General features: G+C 61.2%; 24 protein-coding genes and 1 tRNA gene. 15 read left to right on the forward strand and 10 right to left on the reverse strand.

Features of this window, described 5'->3' with window-relative positions; translation table 11 throughout:
* Window positions 1-104: 104 nt before the first annotated feature.
* Window positions 105-1,178 (forward strand): recombinase family protein, encoded by a 1,074-nt coding sequence (locus WC026_RS12375; protein WP_372711293.1) that lies wholly within the window; start codon window positions 105-107, stop codon window positions 1,176-1,178.
* Here the strand turns inward: WC026_RS12375 and WC026_RS12380 are convergent.
* A tRNA-Gln gene (locus WC026_RS12380) sits at window positions 1,164-1,237 on the reverse strand. The two genes, WC026_RS12375 and WC026_RS12380, sit on opposite strands and share 15 nt — an antisense overlap.
* A gap of 275 nt (window positions 1,238-1,512) precedes the next feature.
* Here WC026_RS12380 and WC026_RS12385 point away from each other — a divergent pair.
* Window positions 1,513-2,781: a Ppx/GppA phosphatase family protein gene (locus tag WC026_RS12385; protein WP_372711294.1), complete on the forward strand. Its 1,269-nt coding sequence runs from the start codon at window positions 1,513-1,515 to the stop codon at window positions 2,779-2,781.
* Window positions 2,778-3,506, forward strand: coding sequence for an RlmE family RNA methyltransferase (locus WC026_RS12390; protein ID WP_372711295.1), 729 nt, complete (start codon window positions 2,778-2,780; stop codon window positions 3,504-3,506). Before WC026_RS12385 ends, WC026_RS12390 begins: the two co-directional genes overlap by 4 nt.
* Here the strand turns inward: WC026_RS12390 and WC026_RS12395 are convergent.
* Complete coding sequence (locus WC026_RS12395; RefSeq protein ID WP_372711296.1) at window positions 3,494-3,865, reverse strand: hypothetical protein; 372 nt, start codon at window positions 3,863-3,865, stop codon at window positions 3,494-3,496. The two genes, WC026_RS12390 and WC026_RS12395, sit on opposite strands and share 13 nt — an antisense overlap.
* Before the next feature lie 221 nt (window positions 3,866-4,086).
* Between WC026_RS12395 and guaB the strand changes: the two genes are divergently transcribed.
* From guaB to WC026_RS12415, 4 genes are all read left to right on the forward strand, one after another.
* Window positions 4,087-5,598 carry an IMP dehydrogenase gene (gene guaB, locus WC026_RS12400; protein ID WP_372711297.1) on the forward strand — a complete coding sequence of 504 codons (1,512 nt, stop codon included), beginning with the start codon at window positions 4,087-4,089 and terminating at the stop codon, window positions 5,596-5,598.
* A gap of 36 nt (window positions 5,599-5,634) precedes the next feature.
* Window positions 5,635-6,057: an MAPEG family protein gene (locus WC026_RS12405; RefSeq protein ID WP_372711299.1), complete on the forward strand. Its 423-nt coding sequence runs from the start codon at window positions 5,635-5,637 to the stop codon at window positions 6,055-6,057.
* A gap of 11 nt (window positions 6,058-6,068) precedes the next feature.
* Window positions 6,069-7,364, forward strand: coding sequence for an RsmB/NOP family class I SAM-dependent RNA methyltransferase (locus WC026_RS12410; RefSeq protein ID WP_372711300.1), 1,296 nt, complete (start codon window positions 6,069-6,071; stop codon window positions 7,362-7,364).
* Between the two features lie 303 nt (window positions 7,365-7,667).
* On the forward strand, window positions 7,668-8,255 hold the full coding sequence (locus WC026_RS12415; protein ID WP_372711302.1) for an SET domain-containing protein: 588 nt from the start codon (window positions 7,668-7,670) through the stop codon (window positions 8,253-8,255).
* 10 nt (window positions 8,256-8,265) lie between these two features.
* Here the strand turns inward: WC026_RS12415 and WC026_RS12420 are convergent, their stop codons facing one another.
* Complete coding sequence (locus WC026_RS12420) at window positions 8,266-8,664, reverse strand: SET domain-containing protein (RefSeq protein WP_372711303.1); 399 nt, start codon at window positions 8,662-8,664, stop codon at window positions 8,266-8,268.
* Window positions 8,665-8,734: 70 nt separating this feature from the next.
* Here WC026_RS12420 and WC026_RS12425 point away from each other — a divergent pair, with 70 nt between their 5' ends.
* From WC026_RS12425 to WC026_RS12435, 3 genes are all read left to right on the forward strand, one after another.
* A complete protein-coding gene (locus tag WC026_RS12425) occupies window positions 8,735-9,184 on the forward strand; it encodes a TspO/MBR family protein (RefSeq protein ID WP_372711304.1) in 450 nt (149 codons plus the stop codon).
* A 124-nt stretch (window positions 9,185-9,308) separates the two neighbouring features.
* Window positions 9,309-10,856 carry a glutamine-hydrolyzing GMP synthase gene (guaA, locus tag WC026_RS12430; RefSeq protein WP_372711306.1) on the forward strand — a complete coding sequence of 516 codons (1,548 nt, stop codon included), beginning with the start codon at window positions 9,309-9,311 and terminating at the stop codon, window positions 10,854-10,856.
* Between the two features lie 294 nt (window positions 10,857-11,150).
* Complete coding sequence (locus tag WC026_RS12435; RefSeq protein ID WP_372711307.1) at window positions 11,151-12,431, forward strand: tyrosine-type recombinase/integrase; 1,281 nt, start codon at window positions 11,151-11,153, stop codon at window positions 12,429-12,431.
* Here the strand turns inward: WC026_RS12435 and WC026_RS12440 are convergent.
* Complete coding sequence (locus WC026_RS12440) at window positions 12,361-12,657, reverse strand: helix-turn-helix transcriptional regulator (protein ID WP_372711308.1); 297 nt, start codon at window positions 12,655-12,657, stop codon at window positions 12,361-12,363. The two genes, WC026_RS12435 and WC026_RS12440, sit on opposite strands and share 71 nt — an antisense overlap.
* A gap of 159 nt (window positions 12,658-12,816) precedes the next feature.
* Window positions 12,817-13,803 carry a LysR substrate-binding domain-containing protein gene (locus WC026_RS12445; protein WP_372711309.1) on the reverse strand — a complete coding sequence of 329 codons (987 nt, stop codon included), beginning with the start codon at window positions 13,801-13,803 and terminating at the stop codon, window positions 12,817-12,819.
* Between the two features lie 407 nt (window positions 13,804-14,210).
* On the opposite strand from WC026_RS12445, the gene WC026_RS12450 reads away from it, so the two are divergent.
* The 5 genes from WC026_RS12450 (at window position 14,211) to WC026_RS12470 (ending at window position 21,694) form a co-directional block, all read left to right on the forward strand.
* The gene (locus tag WC026_RS12450) at window positions 14,211-15,701 is read left to right on the forward strand and encodes a multicopper oxidase family protein (RefSeq protein WP_372711311.1); all 1,491 of its coding nucleotides are present in this window, start codon (window positions 14,211-14,213) and stop codon (window positions 15,699-15,701) included.
* Between the two features lie 97 nt (window positions 15,702-15,798).
* A complete protein-coding gene (locus WC026_RS12455) occupies window positions 15,799-16,173 on the forward strand; it encodes a cupin domain-containing protein (RefSeq protein ID WP_372711312.1) in 375 nt (124 codons plus the stop codon).
* Between the two features lie 14 nt (window positions 16,174-16,187).
* Entirely contained in the window at window positions 16,188-17,423 is a 1,236-nt protein-coding gene (locus WC026_RS12460; RefSeq protein WP_372711313.1) for an efflux RND transporter periplasmic adaptor subunit, read from the forward strand.
* On the forward strand, window positions 17,420-20,557 hold the full coding sequence (locus WC026_RS12465) for an efflux RND transporter permease subunit (protein WP_372711314.1): 3,138 nt from the start codon (window positions 17,420-17,422) through the stop codon (window positions 20,555-20,557). Before WC026_RS12460 ends, WC026_RS12465 begins: the two co-directional genes overlap by 4 nt.
* Window positions 20,558-20,797: 240 nt before the next feature.
* A complete protein-coding gene (locus WC026_RS12470) occupies window positions 20,798-21,694 on the forward strand; it encodes a LysR family transcriptional regulator (RefSeq protein ID WP_372711315.1) in 897 nt (298 codons plus the stop codon).
* On the opposite strand, the gene WC026_RS12475 is transcribed toward WC026_RS12470, so the two are convergent.
* Genes WC026_RS12475 through trbL form a run of 5 tightly spaced genes read right to left on the reverse strand, consistent with a single transcriptional unit; the run spans window position 21,677 to window position 26,024 of the window.
* On the reverse strand, window positions 21,677-21,910 hold the full coding sequence (locus tag WC026_RS12475) for a DUF2274 domain-containing protein (RefSeq protein ID WP_372711316.1): 234 nt from the start codon (window positions 21,908-21,910) through the stop codon (window positions 21,677-21,679). The two genes, WC026_RS12470 and WC026_RS12475, sit on opposite strands and share 18 nt — an antisense overlap.
* Window positions 21,911-21,919: 9 nt before the next feature.
* A complete protein-coding gene (locus WC026_RS12480) occupies window positions 21,920-23,092 on the reverse strand; it encodes a TrbI/VirB10 family protein (RefSeq protein ID WP_372711317.1) in 1,173 nt (390 codons plus the stop codon).
* Window positions 23,089-24,075: a P-type conjugative transfer protein TrbG gene (gene trbG / locus WC026_RS12485; RefSeq protein ID WP_372711319.1), complete on the reverse strand. Its 987-nt coding sequence runs from the start codon at window positions 24,073-24,075 to the stop codon at window positions 23,089-23,091. The genes WC026_RS12480 and trbG overlap by 4 nt, the downstream gene beginning before the upstream one ends.
* Entirely contained in the window at window positions 24,075-24,755 is a 681-nt protein-coding gene (gene trbF / locus WC026_RS12490; RefSeq protein ID WP_372711320.1) for a conjugal transfer protein TrbF, read from the reverse strand. The genes trbG and trbF overlap by 1 nt, the downstream gene beginning before the upstream one ends.
* A 3-nt stretch (window positions 24,756-24,758) precedes the next feature.
* Window positions 24,759-26,024 carry a P-type conjugative transfer protein TrbL gene (gene trbL / locus WC026_RS12495; protein WP_372711321.1) on the reverse strand — a complete coding sequence of 422 codons (1,266 nt, stop codon included), beginning with the start codon at window positions 26,022-26,024 and terminating at the stop codon, window positions 24,759-24,761.
* Between the last annotated feature and the right edge of the window lie 4 nt (window positions 26,025-26,028).

Here is a 26,028-nt window from a genome sequence, read left to right on the forward strand (position 1 = left end):
CCTGCTTCATCCCCGCCCTCGCGCCGACGCAGGCACAGGGCTCCAATCTGCCGCACTTTTAGTCCGGCGCGGCCGAACAAATCAGCCGCTTCTGTGAGGGATTATTGCTCCGGCTTTTACACACCAAATCGCCGCTAGGATATCGCAACGTCCCCGGCTCGGACGGCAAGAAGACCATTGCGCCCGATCTGGACACTGCACCGATAATTGTTCAGCTGTTCGAATGGTACGCGACTGGCAATCTGTCGTTGAAAGAGGCTGCCGGAAAGGCTTTCGATGCCGGCCTCAAGTACCGAAGGACTGGTCGGCCTGTGCCCGTCAGCACCATTCACACAATCCTGCGTAATCGGCTCTACATGGGCGAGTTCGAGTGGAAGGGGCGTCTCTATAAAGGGCGACACACACCGCTGATCTCACGGGAACTCTGGGAACAGGTGCAAGATGCACTCGACGGCCGTAAATCCAGCAAACTGCGCCGCTCAAAGCATAACTTTGCATTTTCCGGGTTAATGACATGCGGTCATTGTGGTTGTGCGATGGTCGGCGAGATCAAAAAGAGCCGCTACGTCTACTACCACTGCTCCGGGTTCAAGGGAAAATGCCCCGAGCGCTACGTTAGGGAGCAGGTACTCGAAGCTAAGTTTTCGGAGTTGCTTGATCGGCTTACCTTTGATGACGAAGTCCTCGACTGGGTTCGTGAAGCCCTGCGTGAAAGTCACGCCGCGCAGCGCGATGAGCAGCATGCGGCAATCGCTCGGCATCAAGCAGAATACGACAGGCTGCAGGCACGCATTCATGCCATGTACGTCGACAAGCTCGACGGCCGGGTCGACGCGCCATTCTTTGACCGGATGGCAGCAGACTGGCGTCGCGAGCAGGATGCATGCTTGCGGCAGATCGGACGCCTGAAATCGGCCGACCAGTCCTATCTGGAAGATGGCGTCCAGATTCTAGAACTGGCCAAGAACGCCCGCCGACTGTTCGAACGGCAAGAACCGCGCGAAAAGCGCCGTCTTCTCGACTTCCTACTTTCGAACTCGACCTGGAAGGAAGGGGAGCTAAACGTCACCCTACAACAACCATTTGATATGATTGCAGAAACGGCATCTGCCGCCAAGTGCGCGAAAGGTGAAGGACGGCAGGATTTCGTGAAATCTGAGATTTGGCTGGGGGACTAGGATTCGAACCTAGACAGGCAGAGTCAGAGTCTGCAGTCCTACCATTAGACGATCCCCCAAAGCCGGGACCTGGCGAGCCTTCGGGCGTCGCCGGAGCGCGGGTCATAGCAGCAGGTCCGGGCATCTGCAAGCGTGCGCTCGCGATCCGCGATCTTTTGCCGATTGTCCGTTTGAGCCGAGCAAATCCGGGGTTTGCTCGGCCTCGCGCCGCTCCGTGCTTTACGCGAGTTCGCGACCTGCTACACTCGTCGCCAACAGAGGTCCAGATAATTGGCCTGAAGAGCGCGGCGGCACCATTGTCGGCCGTCGTGATGCCAGGTCCTGGAGAGACATTTTGAAACCAGATCACCCAGGCCCTGGTGCGCCAGCTGGTGCCGATCGTCTGTCGAAATCCGATGAGTTTATCGGTCATGTCGGTCATGGCGGAAGCGCCGGCGCGGCGCAGGCCCCCGTGAGCCGCCACGGAACTGCGCAGCAAGCCGCAACTCCAGCCTCGACGGGGCGCCGCGATTCCCATTCTCGCGCAGGGCCGTCGTCCGCCGATTATGCCGATCCGATCTACGGCGCGCTCGATCTCGGGACGAACAATTGCCGCTTGCTGCTCGCGCGTCCGTCACGCCGAGGCTTCCGCGTCGTTGATGCATTTTCGCGAATCATTCGACTGGGAGAAGGCGTCAGCGGATCCGGACGGCTCTCCGATCAGGCCATGAGCCGCACGATGGAGGCGCTGAAGGTGTGCGCGGGAAAGCTGCAACGCCACCGTGTCGGCCGCGCGCGCATGGTGGCGACGCAAGCCTGCCGCGTCGCGGAGAACGGGCAATCCTTCGTCGCAAGCGTGCGCGATAATTTCGGGCTCGAGATCGAGGTTTTGACTTCGGAAATGGAGGCGCGTCTCGCGGTTGCGGGATGTGCGACGCTGATCGATCCCGAAGCAGAATTCGTGCTGGTGTTCGACATCGGCGGCGGCTCGTCGGAAATCATCTGGCTCGATATGACGAAGTTCGATTCGCGCCGGGATGTGCTGACCGGACGCTACGACATCGATGATGCCATCGTGGCGTGGGAGTCGCTCCCCGTCGGCGTCGTGACGCTTGCGGAGCGGTTCGATGGGCGCTCCGTAACGCCCGAAAGCTTCGCCGCGATGTCGGGTTCGGTGACCCAGCTCCTCGCGCCATTCGAGGCGATGCATGGTTTTCGCGAGCGTGTCGCCGGCCGTAAGGTGCATTTTCTTGGGACGTCCGGTACGGTGACGACGATTGCGGGCGTGCTTCTCGACCTCGAACGCTACGACCGCAAACGCGTCGACGGCATTTGGCTCAATACCATGCAGATCAATGACGTCACGTCGCGTCTGCTCAACCTGAGCTACGAGGATCGTATTCTCGAGCCTTGCATCGGCCGGGAGCGCGCCGATCTCGTGCTTGCCGGCTGCGCCATTCTCGATGCCATTCTGAAACTCTGGCCGGCCGAGCGGCTTCGTGTCGCCGATCGTGGACTGCGCGAAGGAATTTTGATGCGTCTGATGATGGAAGATGGCGTCTGGAGAACGGGCCGCCGCCGACGTGGCCGGTCACGGCGTTCGCACAATGAGAGCGCGCCGTGACAAACAATAAGAGTGGTGGAGGCAAGGGTCGGCAAAGTGTGGGCGGCGGTCAGCGGCTTCTGCACACTGCCGTCAAGACGGCGCGCAAACGATCGGTATCGTCGGCGCGTTGGCTTGAGCGCCAATTGAACGACCCCTACGTCGCGGCATCAAAACGCGAGGGCCTCCGGTCACGCGCCGCATACAAACTCCGCGAGATCAATGCGCGCTATAACTTCTTGAAGCCCGGACAGCGCGTCATCGATCTTGGCGCGGCCCCCGGCGGCTGGTCGCAGGTTGCCGCCGAACTGGTCAAGTCGAACGGCGGCAAAGGTCAGATCGTCGCCATCGATTACCTGAACTTCGAGCCGATCCCGGGCGTCGATATCATCGAGATGGATTTCACTGCCCCCGACGCGGAAGCGCTGCTCAAGTCGCGCTTGCGCGGGGGTAAGGCCGATGTCGTTCTGTCGGATATGGCGGCACCGACGGTCGGGCACACCAAGACAGATCATCTGAGGATCATGGGCCTCGCCGAAGCGGCGGCTGCGTTCGCGGCGGATGTGCTGGAGTCGGGCGGCGTGTTTCTCTGCAAGGTGTTTCAAGGCGGCACCGAGCGCGATCTGCTCGATGCATTAAAGCGCGACTTCAAGGTCGTTCGTCATGTGAAGCCGCCCGCGAGCCGCCAGGAAAGTTCCGAGCTATACGTTTTGGCGACGGGCTTTCGCGGATCTCAGGGCGAGTGAGCCGGGTGCGCAAAGGCGACCTGTTCGTCGGCAGCCGTCGTCGCGGGAATGGCGACCGGCGTCGCAAGCGCTAACGCCGTCGCGCAAGCAATCGTGCGTCCCTTCCGGCGCGCCATCTCATCGAATGCTGCCGAGAGTTCGATGAGATCTTCCGTCTGCAGCCGGGCTGTACCGGGCCGGATCGCCAGGCGCGAATCGCAGTTGGCTTCAGACCAAGCGAGTGCCACCACCGGATGCTGGCGATCGCCGCGTGACGGTTGCGTGCCAGGAAACGGGTCGATCGCGAGCAGCGACGCGCAGAGAACGGCAAACCCGGCGCAAGCCAAGCTCAAGCCGATTAAAGCACGGGCGCCAACCATATCTAATCCAAGCAGAATCCAATGGGGGCTTTCACCCCGTGCGGAGAGCCTCGCAGAGTCCGACGACAGGCATGTGACGGCCACCCCAATCCATTGGCCGCATTACTATTTGACGCGGTATAAGCGCTTCCAAGCCTCAAACCTTGGTGCTATAGACCGCGCGACAATGTTCCGCCCCAGGGGGCCTGGACGTGTCGCCCCCCAAAATTGGAGAAGTCCGCATGACTTCGAGCCTTTCGCTCGATTCGGGGATTGCGCTTACCTTTGACGATGTTCTGCTCGTTCCAGGTCCATCCGATGTCATGCCCGGGCAGGCGGATGTCTCGACCCAACTGACGAAATCCGTGCGCCTCAGTATTCCGCTGCTGTCGTCGGCGATGGATACCGTTACCGAAGCGCGGCTCGCCATCGCCATGGCGCAGGCGGGAGGCATTGGCGTTCTGCATCGCAATCTGACGATCGAGGAGCAGGCCCGGCACGTCGCGCAGGTCAAACGCTACGAAAGCGGCATCGTCCTCAATCCGGTTACGATTTCTCCGCGCAAGACGCTGGGCGAAGCGTTGAAGCTGATGGCCGACAACGGCGTCACCGGCGTTCCGGTCGTCGAGAGCTCGGGCGAAGGTCCGGACGGCAGCGCCGGAAAGGGCAAGCTCGTCGGTATTCTGACCAATCGCGACGTACGGTTCGCGGCCAGGGTCGATCAACCGGTCTCCGAGCTGATGACGAAGACCAATCTCGTGACGGTGAAGCGCAATGTCTCGCAGGACGAAGCCAAGCGCCTGCTGCATCAAAATCGTATCGAGAAGTTGATCGTCGTCGACGACCATGACAACTGCATCGGCCTCATCACCGTCAAGGACATCGAGAAGGCGGCGAAGTATCCGCACGCGTCAAAGGATGCGCACGGACGGCTCCGGGTCGCGGCGGCGACGACGGTCGGTGAGGACGGTTTCGAGCGGACCGAACGGTTGATCGATGCCGGTTGCGACGTGATCGTCGTCGATACGGCGCATGGACATTCGGTGAAGGTGATTGAAGCCGTCGCGCGCATCAAAAAGCAGTCGAACAGCGCGCAGGTCATTGCCGGCAACGTCGCGACGGCGGACGCAACGAAAGCGCTGATCGATGCCGGTGCCGACGCCGTAAAAGTCGGCATCGGGCCGGGTTCGATCTGCACGACACGCATCGTCGCTGGTGTCGGCGTGCCGCAGCTCACCGCGGTGATGGAGTGCTCCAGGGAAGCTGCACGCGCTGGAATTCCCATCATCGCCGACGGCGGCATCCGGTTTTCGGGCGACATCGCGAAGGCGATTGCTGCCGGCGCTTCGTGCGTGATGATCGGTTCGCTGCTGGCGGGAACCGACGAAGCGCCGGGTGAGACCTATCTCTATCAGGGACGGACCTACAAGTCGTATCGCGGCATGGGGTCGGTCGGGGCGATGGCGCGCGGTTCGGCGGATCGCTATTTCCAGGCGGAAGTTCGCGATACGCTGAAGCTCGTGCCCGAGGGCATCGAGGGTCAGGTTCCTTACAAGGGACCGATGGATTCGGTCGTGCATCAGCTCGTCGGCGGTCTGCGCGCCGGCATGGGCTATCTCGGTGCGAAGACGATCCCCGAATTCCAGAAGCGCGCCAAATTCGTGCGCATCTCTCCGGCGGGCATTCGCGAAAGCCATGCGCATGGCGTTCTGATCACGCGCGAAAGCCCGAACTATCCGGGCTCCGGTATCTAAGGCTATTGTTCTCGGCAACCTGGCGCGGAGGGATCGATGACGGTCACGGATTTTCTACTGCCGGTCTTTGTCCTGGTCGCGCTGACGTTTGCGTTGCTGCTGAGAACGGCGATCGGCCGTGTTTCGAGTTTTCGGACCGGTGAAGTCAAGCCGCAGGATATTGCGCTCGGCGAGCCGCGCTGGCCGACGAAGGTCACGCAGTACGGCAATGCGTTCAAGAACCAGCTTGAGCTGCCGGTGCTGTTCTATGTGTTGATCGCGTTCATCCTCATCACCCGGGTCGGCGACATCCTGCTGCTGGTGCTGGCGTGGATTTTCGTTATCCTGCGCCTCGCCCACGCCTACATTCACACGACCGGCAACGACGTGCTTCTGCGCGGCCGCATCTACGGCGGCGGCTTCGTCGTGCTGCTGGCGATGTGGATCATCTTCGCCGTCAAGATCCTGACGGGCATCTAAAAGGAAATCACATGAGACCTGGAGCCCGCATCGCTGCGGCGATCGAGGTTCTGGAGGCGATTCTCAATCGTTACCAGCCCGTCGCCATGGCATTGACTGACTGGGGCAAGGCGCATCGTTTTGCCGGGTCTGGCGACCGTAACGCAATCGGCGGCCTTGTTTATGACGCGCTTCGCCGCCGTGCTTCACTGGCCTGGGCGCTAGGCGAGGATACTCCGCGCACTCTTGCCATCGGTGCCGCGTCTTCAGCGCTGGGCCTTTCGGCCGATGCCGTCATCGCGGCCTGCGATGGTGCGGACCATTCGCCGCCGCCGCTGTCGGACGCCGAGCGGGCGGGACTGACGCGCGACATGGCGGAGGCCCCCGACGCCGCGCGCGCTGATATTCCGGAATGGCTTTGGCCGTCGTTCTCGGCGCAGTTCGGTTCTGCCGCCGTCGGCGAAGGCGAGGCGATGGCGCGGCGCGCTCCGGCGGACCTGCGCGTCAACACGCTGAAGTCGACGCAGGAAAAAGTCCTGAAGGCGCTGCTTCCTTTCGGTGCCGGGCCGTGTCCGGTTTCGCCCGTCGGCGTTCGCGTTCCGGCACCGGCCGGCGCGCAGCGGACGCCGAACCTGCAGGCCGAGGCGGCGTTTCAGGCAGGCTGGTTTGAAATCCAGGACGAGGGTTCGCAGATCGCGGCGCTGTTGTCGGGTGCGGGGCCGAGGAAACAGGTGCTCGATCTCTGCGCTGGAGCCGGCGGAAAAACGCTCGCGCTCGCGGCGCTGATGCAGAACACCGGGCAGCTCTATGCCTACGATGCCGACCGCCATCAGCTGAAGCCGATCTTCGATCGCATCAAGCGCGCGGGTGTGCGCAATGTGCAGGTTCTGAGAGCCGGCGATGAGACCGCGCTGGCGGCGCTGGGTCCGCGGTTTGACGTCGTTTTAGCGGACGCGCCGTGCACCGGCACGGGGACGTGGCGGCGGCGTCCGGATGCGAAGTGGCGGTTGAAGCCCGAAGCGTTTGCTGCGCGTCAGGCCGAGCAGCGGTCTGTCCTTGACCGTGCCGCGTCACTGGTGAAGCCGGGCGGGCAGATCGTGTATGTCACATGCTCGATTTTGCCTGAGGAGAATGCCCTTCAGGTTGCGGCGTTCCTGGAAAAGCATGAGGATTTTCACGTCGTGCCGACGGGCGACGCCTGGGCCGCCGCTGGTCAGACTGCAGAAGTCCCGGCATCGGCGGACGGCAGCCCCGATGCGCTGTTGCTCACGCCCGGACGTCACGGGACAGACGGCTTCTTCATTGCGGTCCTGGCGCGGGCTTCCTAAGCGAATTTTCTGTGGATGGGTTTTCTGCGTCTCGCAGGGTTGGCCGCGGGGTGGGGAACATCCCGCGTGCGCCGACGTTCAAAATTTTCGGCACTTTCTTCGACGATAGGAATTTGCGGAAACAAAAAGTGAGCGGTTTTTGAGCACGTGTTTGCCTAGGTTTCGCCGTTGACATCGCACACAGCGAAATTATGTGATGCGTCGTTTGCCGTCAGGCTGTCGGCAGACCGAGGGATACGAGCCATGCTTCATTTCGAACGCGTCTGGCGTACCCCGTTCGTTGCGGCCAATTGAGGTCAATGAATGAGCGGTAGGGCACACTCCTTCCTCTCTCCGAAATGCGACGTTCATCCGATACCGAACCGCGGCGGCCATACGGTCGTTGCGCGGGAGGCTATCGCCAAGGGTGATCTGATCTTCGTGTGGAGCGGTACACTCGTCACGGGCGAAGAGCTGAACGGCATGCCACCGACGGTCCGGCGCTATTCGCTGCAGGTCGAAGAAAACCAGTATCTCGTCTCGTTGTCCGACTGCGAGCCGCCGGATTACGTGAACCACAGCTGCAGTCCGAACGCCGGGCTTTCCGGGCAGATCGCGCTGGTCGCGATGCGCGACATCGGCGCGGGCGAAGAGATCACCTACGATTACGCGATGAGCGACGGCTCGTCCTATGACGAGTTTACATGCTCGTGCGGATCGCCGCATTGCCGGGGCCACGTCTCGGGCGAAGACTGGCGGCGTCTGGAACTCCGGCAGCGCTATGCGGGATATTTCTCGCCATACCTTCAGCGACGCATCATGGCCGCGCAGGTCCTGAGGGCGCTGGGCGTCAAGCGGCGGCGCGCGAGCCGCAAGCAGGCGCCGGGCGTTTCGATCGTTCCGGGGCAATAAGTTCCGGCCTTTAGCCTATGGTGCCGAGCTTGACGCCGACGTGCGCATCGAATGTGCGGTAGTCGCAGGTTAACTCTTCTCCCGCTGCGATGTCGCGCGTCGCGATATCGTACCCTTCGATGGCTCCAGGGTCGTGCACGCCGGCTGTGTTCGGGTCATCGGCGTGATTCATGAACCGGGCATTGTCGGCGCAGAGGACGTACAGGCCACTGGTTGCGTCGAGGTAGGCGTGATCGAGGATGTTCGAGCGGGCGGGCTCCGGCAGATGGCCGATGTCGGCCTCACTCAGAAGCCGGTCATAGGCTGTCATGAAGCGCCAGGTCACGGTGCCTTTTTTAATGTCCTGATCGGCGAACAATCCGATCCCTGCGATGGGGCTCGGCTCCAAGCGTGTCTTGACCATCAGCATGAAATAGGGTGCCTTCCAGAATCAGAGGGTGCGCGGCGTCTTTAGCCGACGATCAGACAGAGAGTAAGATTTGACGAAGCTCATATCGTTTTTGGTTTTCGCGGCGCTGGTGGCGCTTGCCGCGTCGACGGGCATGCAGTTCCTGCCGGGGGACTGGTATGCGTCCCTCAACAAGCCGGCCTGGACACCGCCAAACTGGGTCTTTCCTATCGCGTGGACCATTCTCTACGTCATGATCGCCGTTGCGGGATGGCTGGTCTGGCGAGCGGTCGGATGGTCGCCCGCGATCCTCATCTGGGGCGTCGGCCTGTTCTTCAACGGCTTCTGGTCGTACCTGATGTTCGGCCGCCACGACCCTCAGATGGCGATGGCCTGCATCGCGCAGCTTTGGGTGACGATCCTGCTGTTCATCGTGGCGGCGTGGAACATCGAGCGCCGCGCCAGCTCCCTCTATTTACCCTACCTCGCGTGGGTCTCGTTTGCAGCGGCGCTGAATTTTTCGATCTGGCAGATGAACTGAGCGGCCGTTGCGCGGTTCGCCGGTTGCAGCCAGCTTTCCGGGCCTGTGGGTGCTGCTTTGCGGCCGTTGCGGCATCGCGCGTATTCGCGTAGGGGAAGGCCTTAAATAAAGGGTCTCGCGAACTTTGACCGACAGCGTCCTCATCATCGATTTCGGCAGCCAGGTTACGCAGCTCATCGCGCGGCGCGTGCGCGAGGGTGGCGTCTACTCGGAAATTCATCCATTCCAGAACGCCGCCGAAGCGTTCGCCAAGCTCAAGCCGAAGGCCGTCATTCTATCCGGCGGCCCGGCGTCCGTGACGGAGGACGGCTCTCCACGCGCGCCGGAAGCGGTCTTTGCATCGGGGGTGCCGGTGCTCGGCATCTGCTACGGCCAGCAGACGATGGCGGAGCAGCTCGGCGGCAAGGTCGAGGCTGGGCATCATCGTGAGTTCGGGCGCGCCTTTCTGTCGATCGACAAGCCGAGCCCGCTGTTCGACGGGTTCTGGTCGCCGGGGACGAAGCACCAGGTCTGGATGAGCCACGGCGATCGCGTCACGCGTCTGCCCGAGGGCTTCGAGATTATCGCGACGAGCGAGAACGCGCCGTTCGCGGCGGTTGCCGACGAAGGCCGACATTTCTACGCCGTGCAGTTTCATCCCGAGGTCGTGCATACGCCGGACGGCGCGAAGCTCATCTCGAACTTCGTCCATAAGATCGCGGGGCTGAAGTCCGACTGGACGATGGCCGCGTATCGCCGGTCGATGATCGACAAGGTGCGGGCGCAGGTCGGCAAGGGCCGCGTGATTTGCGGTCTGTCGGGAGGCGTCGATAGCACTGTCGCGGCCGTGCTCATTCACGAAGCGATCGGCGATCAGCTCACCTGCGTGTTCGTCGATCATGGCCTGATGCGGCTTGGCGAAGCCGATGAGGTCGTGGGGTTGTTCCGCGATCACTACAACATTCCGCTCGTCCATGTGGATGCGTCCGAGCAATTCCTGACTGCGCTGGACGGCATCTCCGACCCCGAGACGAAGCGCAAGACGATTGGCAAGCATTTCATCGAGGTCTTCGAACGGGAAGCAAAGACAATCGGCGGCGCCGAATTCCTTGCACAAGGGACGCTTTATCCGGACGTCATCGAAAGCGTGTCGTTCACCGGCGGGCCGTCGGTAACGATCAAATCGCACCATAACGTCGGCGGCTTGCCAGAGCGCATGCAGATGAAGCTCGTGGAGCCGTTGCGCGAGCTGTTCAAGGATGAGGTTCGCACGCTCGGCCGCGAGCTTGGCTTGCCGGAAGCGTTCGTCGGGCGTCATCCGTTTCCGGGGCCGGGGCTCGCCATTCGCATTCCGGGCGAAATCACGCGCGAGAAGCTCGACATTCTGCGCCAGGCCGACGCGGTCTATCTCGACGAGATCCGCAAGGCCGGTCTTTACGACGCGATCTGGCAGGCGTTCGCCGTTCTGCTTCCGGTGCGCACCGTCGGCGTCATGGGCGACGGGCGGACCTACGATCACGTTCTCGGCTTGCGGGCCGTGACCTCCGTCGACGGCATGACCGCCGACTTTTTCCATTTCGACATGGCGTTTCTCGGCCGTGTCGCGACGCGGATCATCAACGAGGTTCGCGGCGTCAATCGCGTCGTCTACGACGTGACCTCGAAGCCCCCCGGCACGATCGAGTGGGAATGATTTTTGCCCATCCGGGGCTATCCCACAGCGTCCCGGAAACCTCCATAACACACTGATAAACAAAATAAAATCAGCCAAAGACGTTCAGAGACTATCGGCCGGCAGAGATGACCGCTGACGGACTCTCTGACGGTGCGCCTCCCCATTGCGAAATCCGATTTCATCCGATACCGTCAGGGTGTGAGCACCCTCTGACGGTCTTTTTTTCGACCTAACATACTGTAAGAAAAAGAGATTTTGGCACGAGGATACCCGAAATTGGCCTGACGGTCTTTTTTGGAGGAGGCAGTCCCGATGTTGACCGATGCAGCCCTTAAGCATCTGAAACCAAAAGAGAAAAGTTACAAGGTCACGGACCGAGACGGCATGTATGTCCTCGTAAAGCCGTCGGGGACCCTCTCTTTTCGGCTGGATTACCGGATGAATGGACGGCGCGAGACCGTCACGTTCGGCAAGTACGGCCCGGCCGGGCTGTCGCTCGCCCGTGCGCGAGAACTGTGCATCGACGCCAAACGGGCGATCGGCGAGGGACGCTCGCCGGCGATCGAAAAGCAGCGGGAGAAGCGCCGGCTCCTGGAAGCGAGGAGCTTTGGCGAGTTCGGCGAGAAGTGGCTGACCGCGGCCCCGATGGCGGACAGCACACGGGCGATGCGCCGATCAATCTTCGAACGCGAACTGCTACCAAGGTGGCGCACCAGGCTGCTGACCGAAATCACACCGGATGACCTCCGGGCGCACTGTGGCGCCATCGTCGAGCGCGGCGCGCCGGCGACGGCGATCCACGTCCGCGACATCCTCAAGCAGATCTACGGCTTCGCGATCTTACACGGCGAGAAGGTCTCCAACCCGGCTGATGATGTAGGACCAGCTTCGATCGCGACGTTCTTGCCGAAGGACCGGTCGCTCTCGCCAACCGAGATTAGGATCATGCTCAAGCTGCTTGAGAAGGTGGCGACGCTGCCGACCATTCGGCTCGGCATGCGCCTCTATCTGCAGACCATGGTGCGCAAGAGCGAATTGCAAGATGCGATATGGGATGAGGTCGATTTCGAGAATGCTGTCTGGACGATCCCGAAGGAGCGGATGAAACGCTCAAAGGCGCACAATGTTTATCTGTCACGCCAGGTTCTCGACATCATGATCGCGCTAAAGACCTGCGCCGGAAACTCGAGATACCTCTTGCCGTCGCGCTATGACGCGGATGCGCCGATGTCGCGCGCGACATTCAATCGCGTCACCTACGCGGTCGTCGAGCAAGCGAAGAAGGAAGGATTGCCGCTTGAGCCCTTCACTGTCCACGACTTGCGAAGGACGGGTTCGACGCTTCTTAACGAGCTTGGGTTCAACAGCGATTGGATCGAGAAATGCCTTGCACACGAAGACGGTCGCTCCTCGCGCGGCGTCTACAACAAGGCAGAGTACGAAATGCAGCGCCGCCATATGATGCAGGAGTGGTCGGACATTATCGACGCCTGGGTCGCCGGCAAGAAGCGCGCGCCGGTGCTCATACCGCCTTCGATGCCGCTGTTTGAACCGGATCCGGCTCTCGAACTGGGCGCGAGCGCCGTTGCCTGACGTCGGGTGACTGCGCGCGGGCAATAGGGGCAGATCGACGCGAGGCTAACCAGGCTTCGACCTCCGCGAGATCCCAAACCACGCAACGGGGCGAGAGAGCGAAGCGCCGCGGAAACTCCCCGCGCATCTCCATCTCGTAGATGGTGCTGTCAGCAAGCGGGACCATCTCCCGTAGCTGATGCCGCCGGATCGTCCGCTTGGTAGATATTTCCGCTGTCGGCGCCATTTCAAATCTCCTCAAGGGTTCGGCCTGAGGCAATTGAAAGCAATCGTCGCCGAAAGAGGGAAGGCCCTGAATTCGTCCGTAGGGACGTAGGCGGCGCGGGGATAAAAATCGGATAGTTGCGGACTACGCAATCCACCTCGTGCATGGCACAAGGTAATACTATTTCTTCCGATTTTTGAGCGGTGTGACGACGGTCGTTGGGAGAGGCTTTGGAGCTACGCTGCGCGTAAGCGGTCGCGTCAGGCCCAGCCTCTTATGTACCTGGCGTTGCAACTCAGCTTCGCCATGCAGCCAATTGCGGAAGGCCAATAGCGCCGGGTCCTTCTCGCGTATCGGCCTATAGGCCAGATACCAGCCTTCGTATTTCTGATCAACGATCGGAAATGGGGTGACAAGACGGCCCGCTGCCAGCGCCTCACTGACATAGGGGAGTTGCGCGACAGCGACCCCTACGCCATCGAGGACAGCTTGAATTGCCATCATAGAACTTTCGAACGATACCTCATTAGCCGGCTGTATCGGTGCGCTTAGACCTGCCGCTTCGAACCACCAGGTCCATTGCTCGCGCAAGTGGGAGACGACGATCAGGGTTGCCGTGTGGAGATCGCGGGGGCGTAGCAAACCTGCTGCTACTGCTGGCGTGCAGACTGGTACCAGCGTCGAGGGGAATAGCTCTTCGGCAATATAGCCAGGCCAACTGCCCGCGCCGCGACGGACAGTACATGTCCAATCATCACGCAGCGGAAGCATTGCACCGCCGGTAGCGACGCGTACCTCGATGTTGGGATGGTTGCGATTGAAGCTCGTCAAGCGCGGAATTAGCCAGTGTAAAGCGAGTGTCGGCGCGACCCCAACGGTGAGCACCGGACCCGCCTGCATCGAGGCCACTTGCTCAGAGAGCCGGGCGATCGCATCGAAGGCTTCGGTCAGGCCGGGCTGGAACGCCCGGCCCTGATCGGTGAGCTCGAGCTTATTGGCATGACGGCGGAAGAGCGCGAACCCGAGGTGTTTTTCCAAGAGCCGCACCATGTGGCTCACCGCCGTTTGAGTGACATTCAACTCCTCCGCTGCTGCCTTGAAGCTGCCATGCCGTCCGGCCGCTTCGAAGGCTCGCAATCCGTTCAAGGAGGGCATCTGGCGAGTCATTAATACCCCAAATTCAAGTTGGGCTAACCGCGAGAAATTTGCGTTTGCTACGCAAGTTTATCCGCGACATCCTATTCGAGAAGGATGAGAATTTCTATGCGTAAGATCGCTCTGGGCATCACAGCCACCGTTGCCGTGTTAGTAGCCGCTGTCTTGCTCGCGGTCGTTACAGGATGGGTGCCGCGAGGGCCAATGGACCACGGGTGGGACTGGCCTTGGCATGATTGGTGGCATTCTCGGCTGGAGCACAGTCAGCTTCATCAGCACGGGCCAATGATGACCCAAATGCTAGTTAGGATGCCGCTTGAACGGAATGTAACCGAGGCACTGCCTCAAAACTCGCACCAAATGGCTTACGGCCGTCTGCGTGACGTTCAGTTCCTGGGCGGTAGTGGCGCAGTCGAGCGGTGGCAATCAGCAACGCATCTTATGGCCAAGCCATGACCATCAATCGCAGGTCCGCAATCAAGCTTGCCGGACTAGCGTCGCTGGTCGGCACAGCGCCCGGCCTTGCATCTGCGGCCTTTGCATCCACGACCGATGATGCCGCCAAAGAGAAGGCGGATTACACGCTCCGGATTGCTACGGGCCTCGTAGAGCTTGCGCGCAACCATGTCGTCTCTACCACACTTTATAATGGTCAGTTTCCAGGGCCGCTGCTGCGCCTTAAGGAAGGGCGGCGGGTTGTAGTCGACGTCTATAACGACACCGATACACCCGAACTCGTCCACTGGCATGGTCAGATGATTCCCAGCGATGTTGATGGCGCCGCAGAGGAAGGTACGCCATTCGTGCCGGCTCACGGCAGGCGGCGGATCGCCTTTGTGCCGAAACCGGCCGGTTTGCGCTTTTATCATACCCACGTTTTCGCGGGTTCTGATCTTAACCGCGGCACCTACACCGGCCTCGCAGGACCGGTGTATATCGAACCCAAGAATGAGGCTGGCGCCTACGATCGTGAATTATTCCTGATGTTAAAGGAATTCGAGCCATCCTTCAGTCACCGGAACGATATGCCGCACGGCTTCCTCACCGGCGCTCCGAGTCAGGACTTGCGGCAGATCGCGAAACGCTCAAACGGATCCTCTGTCAAAGGATTCCAAGTCGATTATGGCCTCTTCGGCATCAATGGGAAGATGTTGGGAGAGGGCGAGCCGATCCAGGTCAAACAAGGCGAACGCGTGCTGATGCACGTTGTGAACGCGAGTGCGACCGAGATTCGCAGCCTGGCGTTGCCCGGTCATGTCTTCCGCATCGTAGCGCTCGATGGCAATCCCGTACCAACGCCCGCCGATGTCCCCGTGCTCTGGCTCGGCACAGCCGAACGCGTTTCTGCGATTGTCGAGATGAAAAATCCGGGCGTCTGGGTGTTGGGCGATCTGGATGATGATGCTCGACGTCTCGGGATGGGAATAGTCATTGAATACGCTGGCTACAGCGGTGAACCGAAGTGGGTAATCCCGAAGGCATACAAATGGGACTATTCCCTGTTCGGAAATTCGGAAGTTTCTTTGGCTCCTGATAAAACGATCGATCTGACCTTCGCCAAGCATAACGCGGTGGCGAACGGGTTCAACCTCTGGACCGTCAACGGTAAACCCTTCTCAATGGAGGCGCTGACCCCAAAATTCACGGTGCGAAGCGGCAAGCGTTACCGTCTGAAGTTTCGCAACGCGAGTAACGAGGTCCACCCGTTGCATCTCCATCGTCACAGTTTTGAACTGAGGCGCATCGGCGGCAAATCGACCGCAGGTGTCGTCAAGGACGTAGTGATGCTGGACAGCTATCAGGAGGCAGAGGTGGACTTTACGGCAGATAACCCCGGCCCAAGTCTTTTTCACTGTCATATGCAAATGCATATGGATTTCGGCTTCATGGCGCTGTTCGACTATGCCTAGCTAACTAGCGCTCTACCGAGTCAGCGTCTGGGAACATCAGATGACAAAGCGATTGAATCTCATAAGTATCGGTGTCGCGGCGGTAGGAGCCCTTTGCATGCTTCAAGCAGGTCCGGCTGTAAGCCAAGAAAAGCATGGCGTGATACCGCATGCGCCGCTGCTGAAGACCGTATTACCCGGCACGAAAAATTTGGAGGTCGCAGTCTACGAGACGGAATATGCTCCGGGTGGGATCAACCCGCGACATCTCCATCCGGCTGCGATCACATTCTATGTCGTGTCGGGGACAGGTGTTTGGCAGGAAGATGGGAAGCCGCCGATAACGCTGCATGCTGGAGAGAGTTTGTTTGTTCCCGCCGGCACGATCCATTCCCACTGGAATCCAAGCACCACGGATCATCTTCGCTTCTTGGAGTTCATCGTAGCTGAGAAGGGTAAGGGGCGTTCTATTCCGGAACCGATGAAGAAGTGAGGTCTCCGGAGAGCTTGAGCGATCAAACAGATCATAATTCGCTAGAACCTGCACAATCTAAGGACACGTCGGTCAACGAGACTGATCGCGACGCAGTCAGGCGCCGGCGCGCTATTTTTCTGATTTCTGCGAGTGCTGCACTTATTGTAGTTGGCATTGCGACCCACTGGCTTTTGTCGGCGCGAACCAAGATTCCGCCGACCACACGCCCATCTGTACCGGTAAGCATTTCCGTCGCAACTCGACAGAACGTGCCCATCGATCTGACCGGTCTTGGCGCCGTGCAGGCGTCATTGACTGTCGGTATTCGTCCCCAGGTCGATGGCACACTACAGGAGGTGCTGTTCACCGAAGGGCAGGATGTAAAGAAGGGCGACGTGCTGGCCAAGATAGACCCGCGCTTGTTCAAGGCCGCGCTTGATCAGGCCCGAGGAAAAAAGGCCCAGGACGCTGCGCTGCTCGTTTCCGCTGAGAAAGATCTTACGCGGTACAAGACGTTGGCACTGAGTGATTCCATAGCCCGGCAGACGGTCGATCACCAGCAGGCGACGGTCGATCAACTGAAGGCGTCCATTGCCGCCGATGAAGCTGCCATCGACACCGCACAGACACAACTCGACTACACCTCGATCAGGGCGCCAAGCGACGGGCGAATTGGAATTCGCTCGATCGATCCTGGAAACGTGGTGCATGTGTCCGACGCACAACCGATCGTCATTCTGATGCGGATCAGCCCGTCCGCCGTGCTGTTCACACTGCCGGCGCGGTTCCTCGATGATGTGCGCAGCGCTTTAGCCCATGGTCCCGTCATGGTGACGGCTTTCGACCAAAACAACCGCCAGGAACTAAGCGCAGGAAAACTCCTTCTCGTCGACGATGCAATCGATCCCGCCACCGACACCATGCGTCTGAAGGCCATCTTCCCCAATGACGACGAAAGGCTGTGGCCGGGCGAATTCGTCAATGCCCGCTTGTCACTCAAGACGCTCGGCAATGTTCTCGTCATTCCATCGGCCGCGGTCCAACGGGGTCCGCAGGGCTTGTTCGCGTGGATTGTAACGCCGAAAGACACGGCTGAACCCCGGCCGATCAAGGTCGGGCCGACGACTGGCGATCTGACGGTGGTCACTTCGGGCCTTAGCGACGGCGAACGCGTCGTGACGGACGGACAATTCAAGCTGAAGCGCGATGCACAGGTAAAGGTAAGAGTCACGTCACCCCCGTCGCCAACGTCCGAGGGCGCCAGGTGAATCTCTCCGCGCCATTCATCGTACGACCGGTCGCAACGGCACTGCTGATGGCGGCTTTGGCGCTCCTGGGCATTGCCGCGTTCCCGCTCCTGCCGGTCGCCCCCCTGCCGCAGGTCGATTTCCCGACCGTTCAAGTCACCGCAACGCTTGCCGGAGCGAGCGCCGACACGATGGCCTCATCGGTTGCGGCGCCGCTCGAGCGCCAGCTCGGGCAGATCGCGGGCGTTACCCAGATGACGTCGCTCAGCGCGCTGGGCGCGACCTCGATCACGATCCAGTTCGATCTAGATCGCAATATCGACTCGGCGGCGCAGGACGTGCAGGCGGCGATTAACGCCGCAAGCAACACGTTGCCGCGATCGATGACGACGCCGCCGACCTACAAGAAGCTGAACCCGGCCGACGCCCCCATCCTCGTCCTCTCGGCGAGGTCCGATACAATCCCGCTCACCAGCGTCAACGAATATGCCGACAATTATCTCGCCCAAAAGATCTCGCAAGTACCGGGTGTCGCCCAGGTGTCGCTCGGCGGTGAGCAGAAGCCGGCGATCCGTGTTCAAGTCGATCCGGCAAAGCTCGCTTCGCGCGGGTTGACCCTTGAGGACATACGGCCCGTCCTCGCCAACGCCACGACCGATGCCGCCAAAGGCACGCTCGATACAGGCAAAATGAGCTTCACGATCGCAGCCAACGACCAGATCACCGAGGCAAAACAATTCGATGACGTCGTGCTCGCCTACCGCAATGGCGCCTCGGTCAGAGTGCGCGACGTCGGCGAGGCGGTCTCCGCGGCGTCCGATCGAACTGCGGCCGCCTATGACAACAATAAACCCGCGATCCTTCTTACAGTCTATAAGCAGCCCGGCGCCAATGTCATCGACACCGTAGACCGGATCAAGGCCCAACTGCCACGTCTCGCGGCCGATATTCCACCAGCGATCACAATCCATACTGTTCTCGACCGAACGACCACCATCCGCGCTTCGGTGCGCGATGTCGAGTTTACGCTTGGCCTGACTGTCGGCCTCGTCGTGATGGTAGTCCTGCTATTCCTACGCAATTTGTGGGCGACGCTGATTCCGGGCCTCACGATCGTGCTCGCGCTGCTCGGATCGTTCGCGGCCATGTATGTGCTCAACTTCAGTCTCGACAATTTATCATTGATGGCGCTGACCATAGCCGTCGGCTTCGTGGTCGACGACGCTATCGTGGTCGTTGAGAACATCTATCGTCATATCGAAAGCGGCGCGCCGCCCTTTGAAGCCGCGCTTAACGGCTCTCGAGAGATCGCCTTTACCGTGCTTTCGATCAGCGTGTCGCTGATTGCCGTTTTCATCCCGCTCTTGCTTATGGGTGGGATTGTCGGCCGATTGTTTCGAGAGTTCGCTCTAACCGTGACCGCGGCAATTGCGGTCTCAGCTTTGGTATCGCTCACGCTCGCCCCGATGCTGTGCTCGCGCTTCATGCGGCAGGAGGCATCAGAGGATCATGGCCGCCTCTATCGAGCCCTCGAAACTTGCTTCAACACGATGCAGTCCGGCTATCGGCACACGCTCGACATCGTGCTGCGCCATCAGGCGGTCACCCTCTGTGGTTTCTTCGCTACGGTTGTGCTGGCTGTGGTTATGGCCATCCAGATTCCCAAAGGTTTTTTTCCGATTCAGGACACCAGCCTGATCGGCGGCCTGGCGGAGGCGGCACAGGAAGTCTCGCCCGAGGAGATGAAACGTCTCGAACGTGTGCTCGGAGAGGTCATCCTCAAGGATCCCGGCGTCGAGGGCGTTGCCTCATGGACGGGTAGCACCGGCGGCAACGGTTTCGCACAGACAGCGAATACCGCTCGGTTTTATATCGTTCTTAAGCCGCGCGACGAGCGCACGCTCACGGCTTCCCAGATAATCGAGCGGTTGAGACCGGAGATCGCAAAGGTCCAGGGCGTCAATCTCTCCCTGTCGGCAACACAGGACATCACCGTAGGCGGCCGGTCTTCGCGCGGCAGTTTTCAATATACGTTGCAGAGTGCCGATATCGGCGAGCTGACCACATGGTCACAGAAGATGCTTCAGAAAATGCGCACGCTGCCCCAGCTCGCGGACGTTGCCACAGACCTTCTCGCCGACGCGCCGCTTCTCACGGTCGACATAAACCGGGACCAGGCCTCGCGCTTTGGTATTTCACCGCAGACGATTGACGACACGTTAAACGATGCCTACGGCCAGCGGCAGATCACGCAGTACTTCACCCAGCTCAATACATACCCGATAGTTCTTGAAATCACCCCGGCACTGCAGCGCACGCTTGCATCGCTCGACCGCATCTATGTGAAATCACCGCTGACGGGCGCTACGGTGCCGCTTTCCGCGCTCGTGAGAGTTGATACGGCCAAGGTCGGGTCGCTGTCGGTGACACATCAGGGCCAGTTCCCCGCGGTTACCTTGTCGTTCAATCTCCGACCGGGTGTCGCGCTTGGCCAGGCTGTCAACGCAATCAGCCAAGCGGCACAGGAGATCAACCTGCCTGGCACAGTGACTGGCGCGTTCCAGGGCAATGCGCAGGCGTTCCAGACATCGTTGTCGAGTATGCCTGTGCTGATCATCGCTGCGCTCGTAGTCGTCTATATCATCCTCGGTGTGCTGTACGAGAGCTTCATTCACCCGCTGACGATTCTTTCGACATTACCATCGGCTGGTGTTGGTGCGTTACTTGCGTTGTGGGTGGGGCACATAGATCTGTCAGTGATAGGCATCATCGCAATTATCCTATTGATCGGTATCGTCAAGAAGAACGGCATCATGTTGGTCGACTTTGCCATTGTTGCTGAGCGTGACCGTCACCTTCCGCCGGTTCAGGCCATTCGCGAGGCGTGCCTCTTGCGCTTCCGCCCTATCCTGATGACGACGGGGGCGGCTTTGCTTGCAGGCGTTCCGCTCGCGCTCGGCAACGGCACCGGCTCGGAACTACGTCAGCCGCTCGGCTACGCGATGATCGGTGGGCTGGCACTCAGTCAGTTGCTCACACTCTACACGACGCCAGTAATCTATCTGTATCTCGATCGGCTCCAAATTTGGCTGAGACAAAAGAAAAGAACCAAAGTTGATGGAGCCAAAAAGGTATTCGCCGCGAAGACGAAGTGAGAGCATCGCCTGCTGGCAGCATGGCTAAGCTAAATGGAGTCAATTGTGACCAGCGTATGTACGCCGTTCGTTTGGCGGTCCGATGACCTCGCGACACTCTGCTGTCTCTTCGCCCGATTATCCCGTCGCGGCACCTCACGGGGAACGTCATAGTGTCCGGTGCGCGCCTGAGACGGTCAACGAATAAAGGATTTGAGGGACGACTCGAAATCTCGAGCCTCATGTTCGAGTACGCCCGGCATGGCGGCAATGGAAATCCGTGATCTTAAATATCTGACGGCATCAGCGGACGCTGGAACCTTCACCCGCGCCGCCAAGGCGCTTGGATTGAACTCATCCACCATCAGTCGCCGGATCGGACGGGTGGAGGAAGAACTCGGTTTAACGCTCTTTGAGCGCGGCCGCTTCGGGATACGCCTCACGACGGGCGGCCAGGCGGTGATGATGTTTGTCCGGCGAGCACTTGCCGATATCGATGCCGTCATGACGTCTGGGCACCAGAACGGTACGGGAAAGGTCGGGAAGGTTCGGCTTGGCGTGCGTATGCCGCCTATTGGTGAGCCCATGCGGACTTTGCTTTCAAGGTGGCGAGAGATGCACCCTGATGTGCTGCTAACGATATTCGAGATGAACGAGCGGGACATGCAAGCCGCGCTGGCGGAGCGACGGCTCGACGCCGCGTTGATGACCAGTCATGCTCTATGGCCCCACGCAACGTCCGAGCCCCTTTACCGCGAACGCATAGTCGCGGCGCTGCCGCAGGAGCATCCTCTTTCCGGGCGCAGAGCGGTCGATTGGGATGTGTTACGTGACGAAATATTCCTGGTTCAAGGATGGGATGAAAGTCAGTCAGCCCGGGAGTTCTATGCCGCGTTCCTCGGAAGCGGCGTTAAGTTTCACATGCATGCGGCGAGCAAGCAAAGCGTGTTCGCGCTCGTCGGCGCGGGTTTGGGAGTTACCCTCGCGACGATGAGCCAGTCTGAAGTGGTGTTTCCAGGAGTCGTTTACCGGCCGATCGATGAGGAAGATGCCTGGCTTCAGGTTGAACTCGCGTGGATGCCAGATGCGGAAGACGCTGTCCTCGGCCGCTTCCTCGCCTTTATGCGCGATGAAGCGCGCTCACGACACCTTCTCTGATAGGCTTCGTCGTAACTTCGCGAAAGCTCGATCCGTTGCCATGAATCGCGCCAACATCGGAGCTACGAGCTTCTCGGGTTCGATTACGGCATGATCGGTCTCGCGCGCAAGCACCGCTCCGTAGGCAAGGAGATCGCGATGCACTGACGCAGGCAATTCTATTGTGAGCTTGACCGGCTTAATATCTTCAATCGTAGCGAGCCTCAGCTTTGCCATGTTACTGCCTCATGCACCGTAGGGTTCGAGGACGAGATCGTGGGTGACCATCACGCGCACGGGGAAGCCCGGCCTGATGGTGATCGTCGGCTGAATGTTGAGAGAGCGCCCGACGACTTGCGCGCCGACCTGACTGAAGCTCTGCGATGCGCCCTGTCGGATCGCCTGCGCCAGATTGTTCTCGCTGTCGCTCGTGCCCGCTTCGGAGCCGACGCTCAAGAGCGTGGAGAGGATCGCCGCCTTGAACAGCATGCCCCAATGGTTGTCGACCTCGTCCTCGATGCCGGCATAGCCTTCGGTGTCAGCGCCCGGCTGACGTTCCAGGACGATTGAGTGGCCGTTCGGCATGATCAGGCGATTCCAGACGAGCAGCGCGCGCGTCTGCCCAAAGGCGATCTGCGCGTCGTATTGCCCGACCAGGCGTGCGCCTTGCGGGATCAAAAGGATCTTTCCCGTCGGGCTGTCATAGACATCTTCTGTCACCTGCGCGGTAACCTGACCGGGAAGGTCGGAGCGAAGGCCGGTGATCAGCGCTGCGGGGATGACCGCGCCCGCCTGCAGAGTGTATTTGCTCGCGGCAGGCTGGACGCGGTCGGGGCTCGTGGTGCGACGGTCGACGGCGCCGTTGAGAAACGCGAGCTTGTGATCCTGCGAGGTCAGGTCGCTTGAACCGACGGCCGCGACGGCAGGCGTCGCGGCCGTCGGAGTTGCTGCCGATGCTGTTTGCGCAGTTTGGCGGGCATTCGTCGTCGTGAAGAGACGGCTCGTGCGCGCGGCCTCTTGCTCTTGCGCGATCCGCTGCTGTTCGGGATCGGTGCCGGTCGGCATGCCAGGGGCTGCGGCTCCGCTATTGAGAATCGGCCGGCCGAGATCGCCGGGAAGCGGCGGCCCGAGCTGCGGCGCGGGCTTGGGAAGGCCGGTGTAATCCCGGGGAAGATTCGCCAGGCCGTCGGGCGTGTTGCGATTGTTGGTATTATAGAGCTCAGAGCCCGTCGTCTGATGCTGGGGCTTGAGCGCGAAGAACAAGGCGCCGCCGATGCCGAGCGCCGCGGCCGTGCATAGGCCGAGGAGCACTCTTCGCGATAGACGGGTGACCGGCGGCCGGCTCGACCGCAACCGCATCTCCTCGGCTGGGCGACCGCCTCCGCTCGGCTCGCCTTCTTGACGGGGTTCATCCGTCACGACTGCGGCCTCCCGTCGGTGCGGACAATCCGCACGACCTTTTGATGCTTGCCGCCGAGCTTGAGTTCGGCCGCGGCGAACAGCCGATCGACGATCATGTGGTTGCCCTTGACGCGGTAGTTGACGAGTTGGCCGTCGCCTTCGGCGCCGATAACCCAAAGCGGCGGCAACTCGCCCCGGCTGATGCCGCTCGGAAATTCGATGAACACCTGCCGGCCATCGTCGAACGCGCGAAGCGGCCGCCAGGCGGGATTGTCGCCCTCGATGCGATAGCGAAAGTTCAGCGCGTTGATATCGACTCCGGTCGCCACGGGCGTCGCAGCGTCGGCCGCCGCGTTCTGCTGACGAAGGGCGATGAGTTGGTCTTGCGCATAGGCCCAGGAGACCGATGCCATGTAGGTCTTCTCGTCGGAATGCAGCTCGAGGTGATAGGTCCGCCGATCGGTGTTGATGACGAGGTTGCTGATGAGATCGGCGCGCGTTGGCTTGACGAGAATGTGGATGCGCTTGGCCGCGCCGGCGCCGCTCTCCGTATCGCCGATGATCCAGCGCACGGTGTCGCCCGCCGCGACGGGGCCGGAGCCGACAAGCTGCTCGCCCGGCTCGAGCGCGATGTCGGTGATCTCGCCGGGCGCGGCATAGACCTGATAGAGCGCGCCGTCGGAGAACGGATAGACCTGAATGGCGTTGAGATAACCCGCTCGCGTTGGCTGAATTCGGGCCGCGCCATTCGCCTGGTCGACGCGCGCGTGTGGATCGACTGGTTCGGGTGGCGCTTTCGTCGATCCGGGAAGCCGCTTGAGTTGGCCGGGCAGAGGTAGCGGCTTCGGCAGCTCGACGATCTGCACCGACTTGGGTGGATCGGGCTGAAGCACAGCTTGCTTCGGCGTGTCGTCGTAGGTGATCTCGGGCGGCTTCCACGTCGAGCACGCTGCCAGGGACGTCGATACAAGCAGAAGGGTTGGGAGAGGCAGCGAGCGCATCAGCCGAGCTCCTTTGACCAGTTGAGGGCGTGGACGTAGACGCCGAGCGGATTTTTCTTCAGCCGATCGGCGTCGGTCGGCGTCTGCACAACGATGGTGAGGATGGCGCTCCAGCGCTCCGTGGCGGCGAGCGCGTTGTCGACATAGCGCCGCTCGACCCATTCGACGCGGAAGCTGCTGTCGGAGGCGCGGATCACGCTCGCCACCTCGACGGACACCTGCGTCTTCCCAACCTTCGAGAATGGATCGTTGGTGCGGGCGTAATCGTTGAGGGCCAGCGCGCCCTTGTCGGTGACGTAGTTGTAGGCGTCGAGCCAGTCTTGCCGCAGGACGACGGGATCGGCAGGAATGCTGCGCACCTCATCGATGAACCGAGCGAGATGCCAGGCGATCTGCGGATCGGTCGGCTGATAGTCGGCGACCGCCGGTGCGATGGCCTGCGCCTGGCCCAGCCTGTCGACCTGCACCACCCACGGCGTGATGGTCCCCCGGGCCGATTGCCAGACCAGCCCACCGGCGAGGCCGCCGCTTAGCGCCAATGCTCCGAAGAAAGCGAGCCGCCAATTCTTCGCCTGCACCCGGGCGGAACCGATACGCTCGTCCCAGACTTGGCCGGCCTTTTGATAGGGTGTCTCCGGCTCGGGCGTCTTGCCGTAGCGCACGGTGGATCGTTTGAACATGGGCTAATCCCCCTCCGAGAGGTCGATCTGGTGACCGCCGCTCGCCCGGTCGCCGGAGCGGATGGCGTGGTCGGCGGCGGACACGCCGCGGCTGATGGTCTGACTGCGCTTCATGCGCTGCGCCCAGGCCGGCGGACCGTCTGAAGGTGTCGAGGATCCCGCACCGCCGGCGCTCGCTGCCGCGCTTCCGCGCATCACGGCGCGCTCGCCCGATGCGAAGCTCTCTTTCAGGCCGGCCGCCGCGCGGCGAAGCGGACTCATCGCCATTGACCCGCCGGCCTGAGCGACGCCGGTCGCGCCGCCGGCGCCATAGGCCGCGCTGGCACCGCCTGCGACGGAGGCGCCCGCGCGCGCCGTGCCCGCGATCGCGCCACCCGCGGCGGCAAGGCCGCCCGCCGTGGCTGCGATTCCAGCGGCGCCGATGCCCGCCGCCGCGAGACCGGTGCCGACCGCAGCGCCAGCGCCCAGTTGCGGGCCTCCGGCGATCAGGCCGTTGGCGATGCCAGGACCGAAGATCGTGAGGCCGAGCAGCGAGAGCGCCGCCAGGATGAGTGTCAGCGCGTCGGAGATCGTCGGCGGATTGTTGAAGCCGCTGGTGAACTGATTGAAGATCGTCGAGCCGATGCCGATGATGACGGCGAGCACCAGGATCTTGATGCCGGACGAGACCACGTTGCCGAGCACGCGCTCGGCGAGAAACGCGGTGCGGCCGAAGAGGCCGAAGGGGACGAGAACAAACCCTGCGAGTGTCGTCAGCTTGAATTCGATCAAGCTGACGAAGAGCTGGATCGCCATGACGAAGAAGCTGATGATGACGATCAGCCAGGCGACGAGCAGGATGATGATCTGCACCAAGTTCGCGAAGACGCTGGTGAAGCCCATCATCCCGGAGATCGCGGTCAGGATCGGCTTGCCGGCGTCGATACCGACCTCGGCGATCTTGCCGGGCTGAAGAAGCTGCGCGGCGCTGATGGTGCCGCCGCCCGCTTCGATACCGAGCCCTGCGAAGCTGTTAAAGATGATCTGCGCGAGATTGTTGTAGTTGCCGATAATGAAGGCGAAGACGCCGATATAGAGTGTCTTCTTGATGAGACGTGCGAGCACGTCTTCGTCGGGCGCCATCGCCCAAAAGAGGCCGGCGAGCGTGATGTCGATGGCGATGAGAACGCCGGCGAGCCAGCGCACATCGCCCTGGACCAATCCGAATCCGGAATCGATGTATTGGGTGAACGTCCCCAGGAAATTATCGATGACGCCGGTGCCGCCCATTGTC

The sequence above is a fragment of the Hyphomicrobium sp. genome (assembly GCF_041674905.1).
Classification (GTDB): Bacteria; Pseudomonadota; Alphaproteobacteria; order Rhizobiales; family Hyphomicrobiaceae; genus Hyphomicrobium_B.

What these genes read in the sequence shown, in the direction of transcription:
- WC026_RS12475 (WP_372711316.1), bottom strand. Translation starts at nt 21,910, where the DNA reads ATGGCAAAGCTGAGGCTCGCTACGATTGAAGATATTAAGCCGGTCAAG.
- WC026_RS12420 (WP_372711303.1), bottom strand. Translation starts at nt 8,664, where the DNA reads ATGCTGATGGTCAAGACACGCTTGGAGCCGAGCCCCATCGCAGGGATC.
- WC026_RS12470 (WP_372711315.1), top strand. Translation starts at nt 20,798, where the DNA reads ATGGCGGCAATGGAAATCCGTGATCTTAAATATCTGACGGCATCAGCG.
- trbG (WP_372711319.1), bottom strand. Translation starts at nt 24,075, where the DNA reads ATGCGCTCGCTGCCTCTCCCAACCCTTCTGCTTGTATCGACGTCCCTG.
- WC026_RS12455 (WP_372711312.1), top strand. Translation starts at nt 15,799, where the DNA reads ATGCTTCAAGCAGGTCCGGCTGTAAGCCAAGAAAAGCATGGCGTGATA.
- trbL (WP_372711321.1), bottom strand. Translation starts at nt 26,024, where the DNA reads ATGGGCGGCACCGGCGTCATCGATAATTTCCTGGGGACGTTCACCCAA.
- WC026_RS12435 (WP_372711307.1), top strand. Translation starts at nt 11,151, where the DNA reads ATGTTGACCGATGCAGCCCTTAAGCATCTGAAACCAAAAGAGAAAAGT.
- WC026_RS12405 (WP_372711299.1), top strand. Translation starts at nt 5,635, where the DNA reads ATGACGGTCACGGATTTTCTACTGCCGGTCTTTGTCCTGGTCGCGCTG.
- WC026_RS12440 (WP_372711308.1), bottom strand. Translation starts at nt 12,657, where the DNA reads ATGGCGCCGACAGCGGAAATATCTACCAAGCGGACGATCCGGCGGCAT.
- WC026_RS12410 (WP_372711300.1), top strand. Translation starts at nt 6,069, where the DNA reads ATGAGACCTGGAGCCCGCATCGCTGCGGCGATCGAGGTTCTGGAGGCG.
- WC026_RS12415 (WP_372711302.1), top strand. Translation starts at nt 7,668, where the DNA reads ATGAGCGGTAGGGCACACTCCTTCCTCTCTCCGAAATGCGACGTTCAT.
- guaB (WP_372711297.1), top strand. Translation starts at nt 4,087, where the DNA reads ATGACTTCGAGCCTTTCGCTCGATTCGGGGATTGCGCTTACCTTTGAC.
- WC026_RS12445 (WP_372711309.1), bottom strand. Translation starts at nt 13,803, where the DNA reads ATGACTCGCCAGATGCCCTCCTTGAACGGATTGCGAGCCTTCGAAGCG.
- trbF (WP_372711320.1), bottom strand. Translation starts at nt 24,755, where the DNA reads ATGTTCAAACGATCCACCGTGCGCTACGGCAAGACGCCCGAGCCGGAG.
- WC026_RS12395 (WP_372711296.1), bottom strand. Translation starts at nt 3,865, where the DNA reads ATGGTTGGCGCCCGTGCTTTAATCGGCTTGAGCTTGGCTTGCGCCGGG.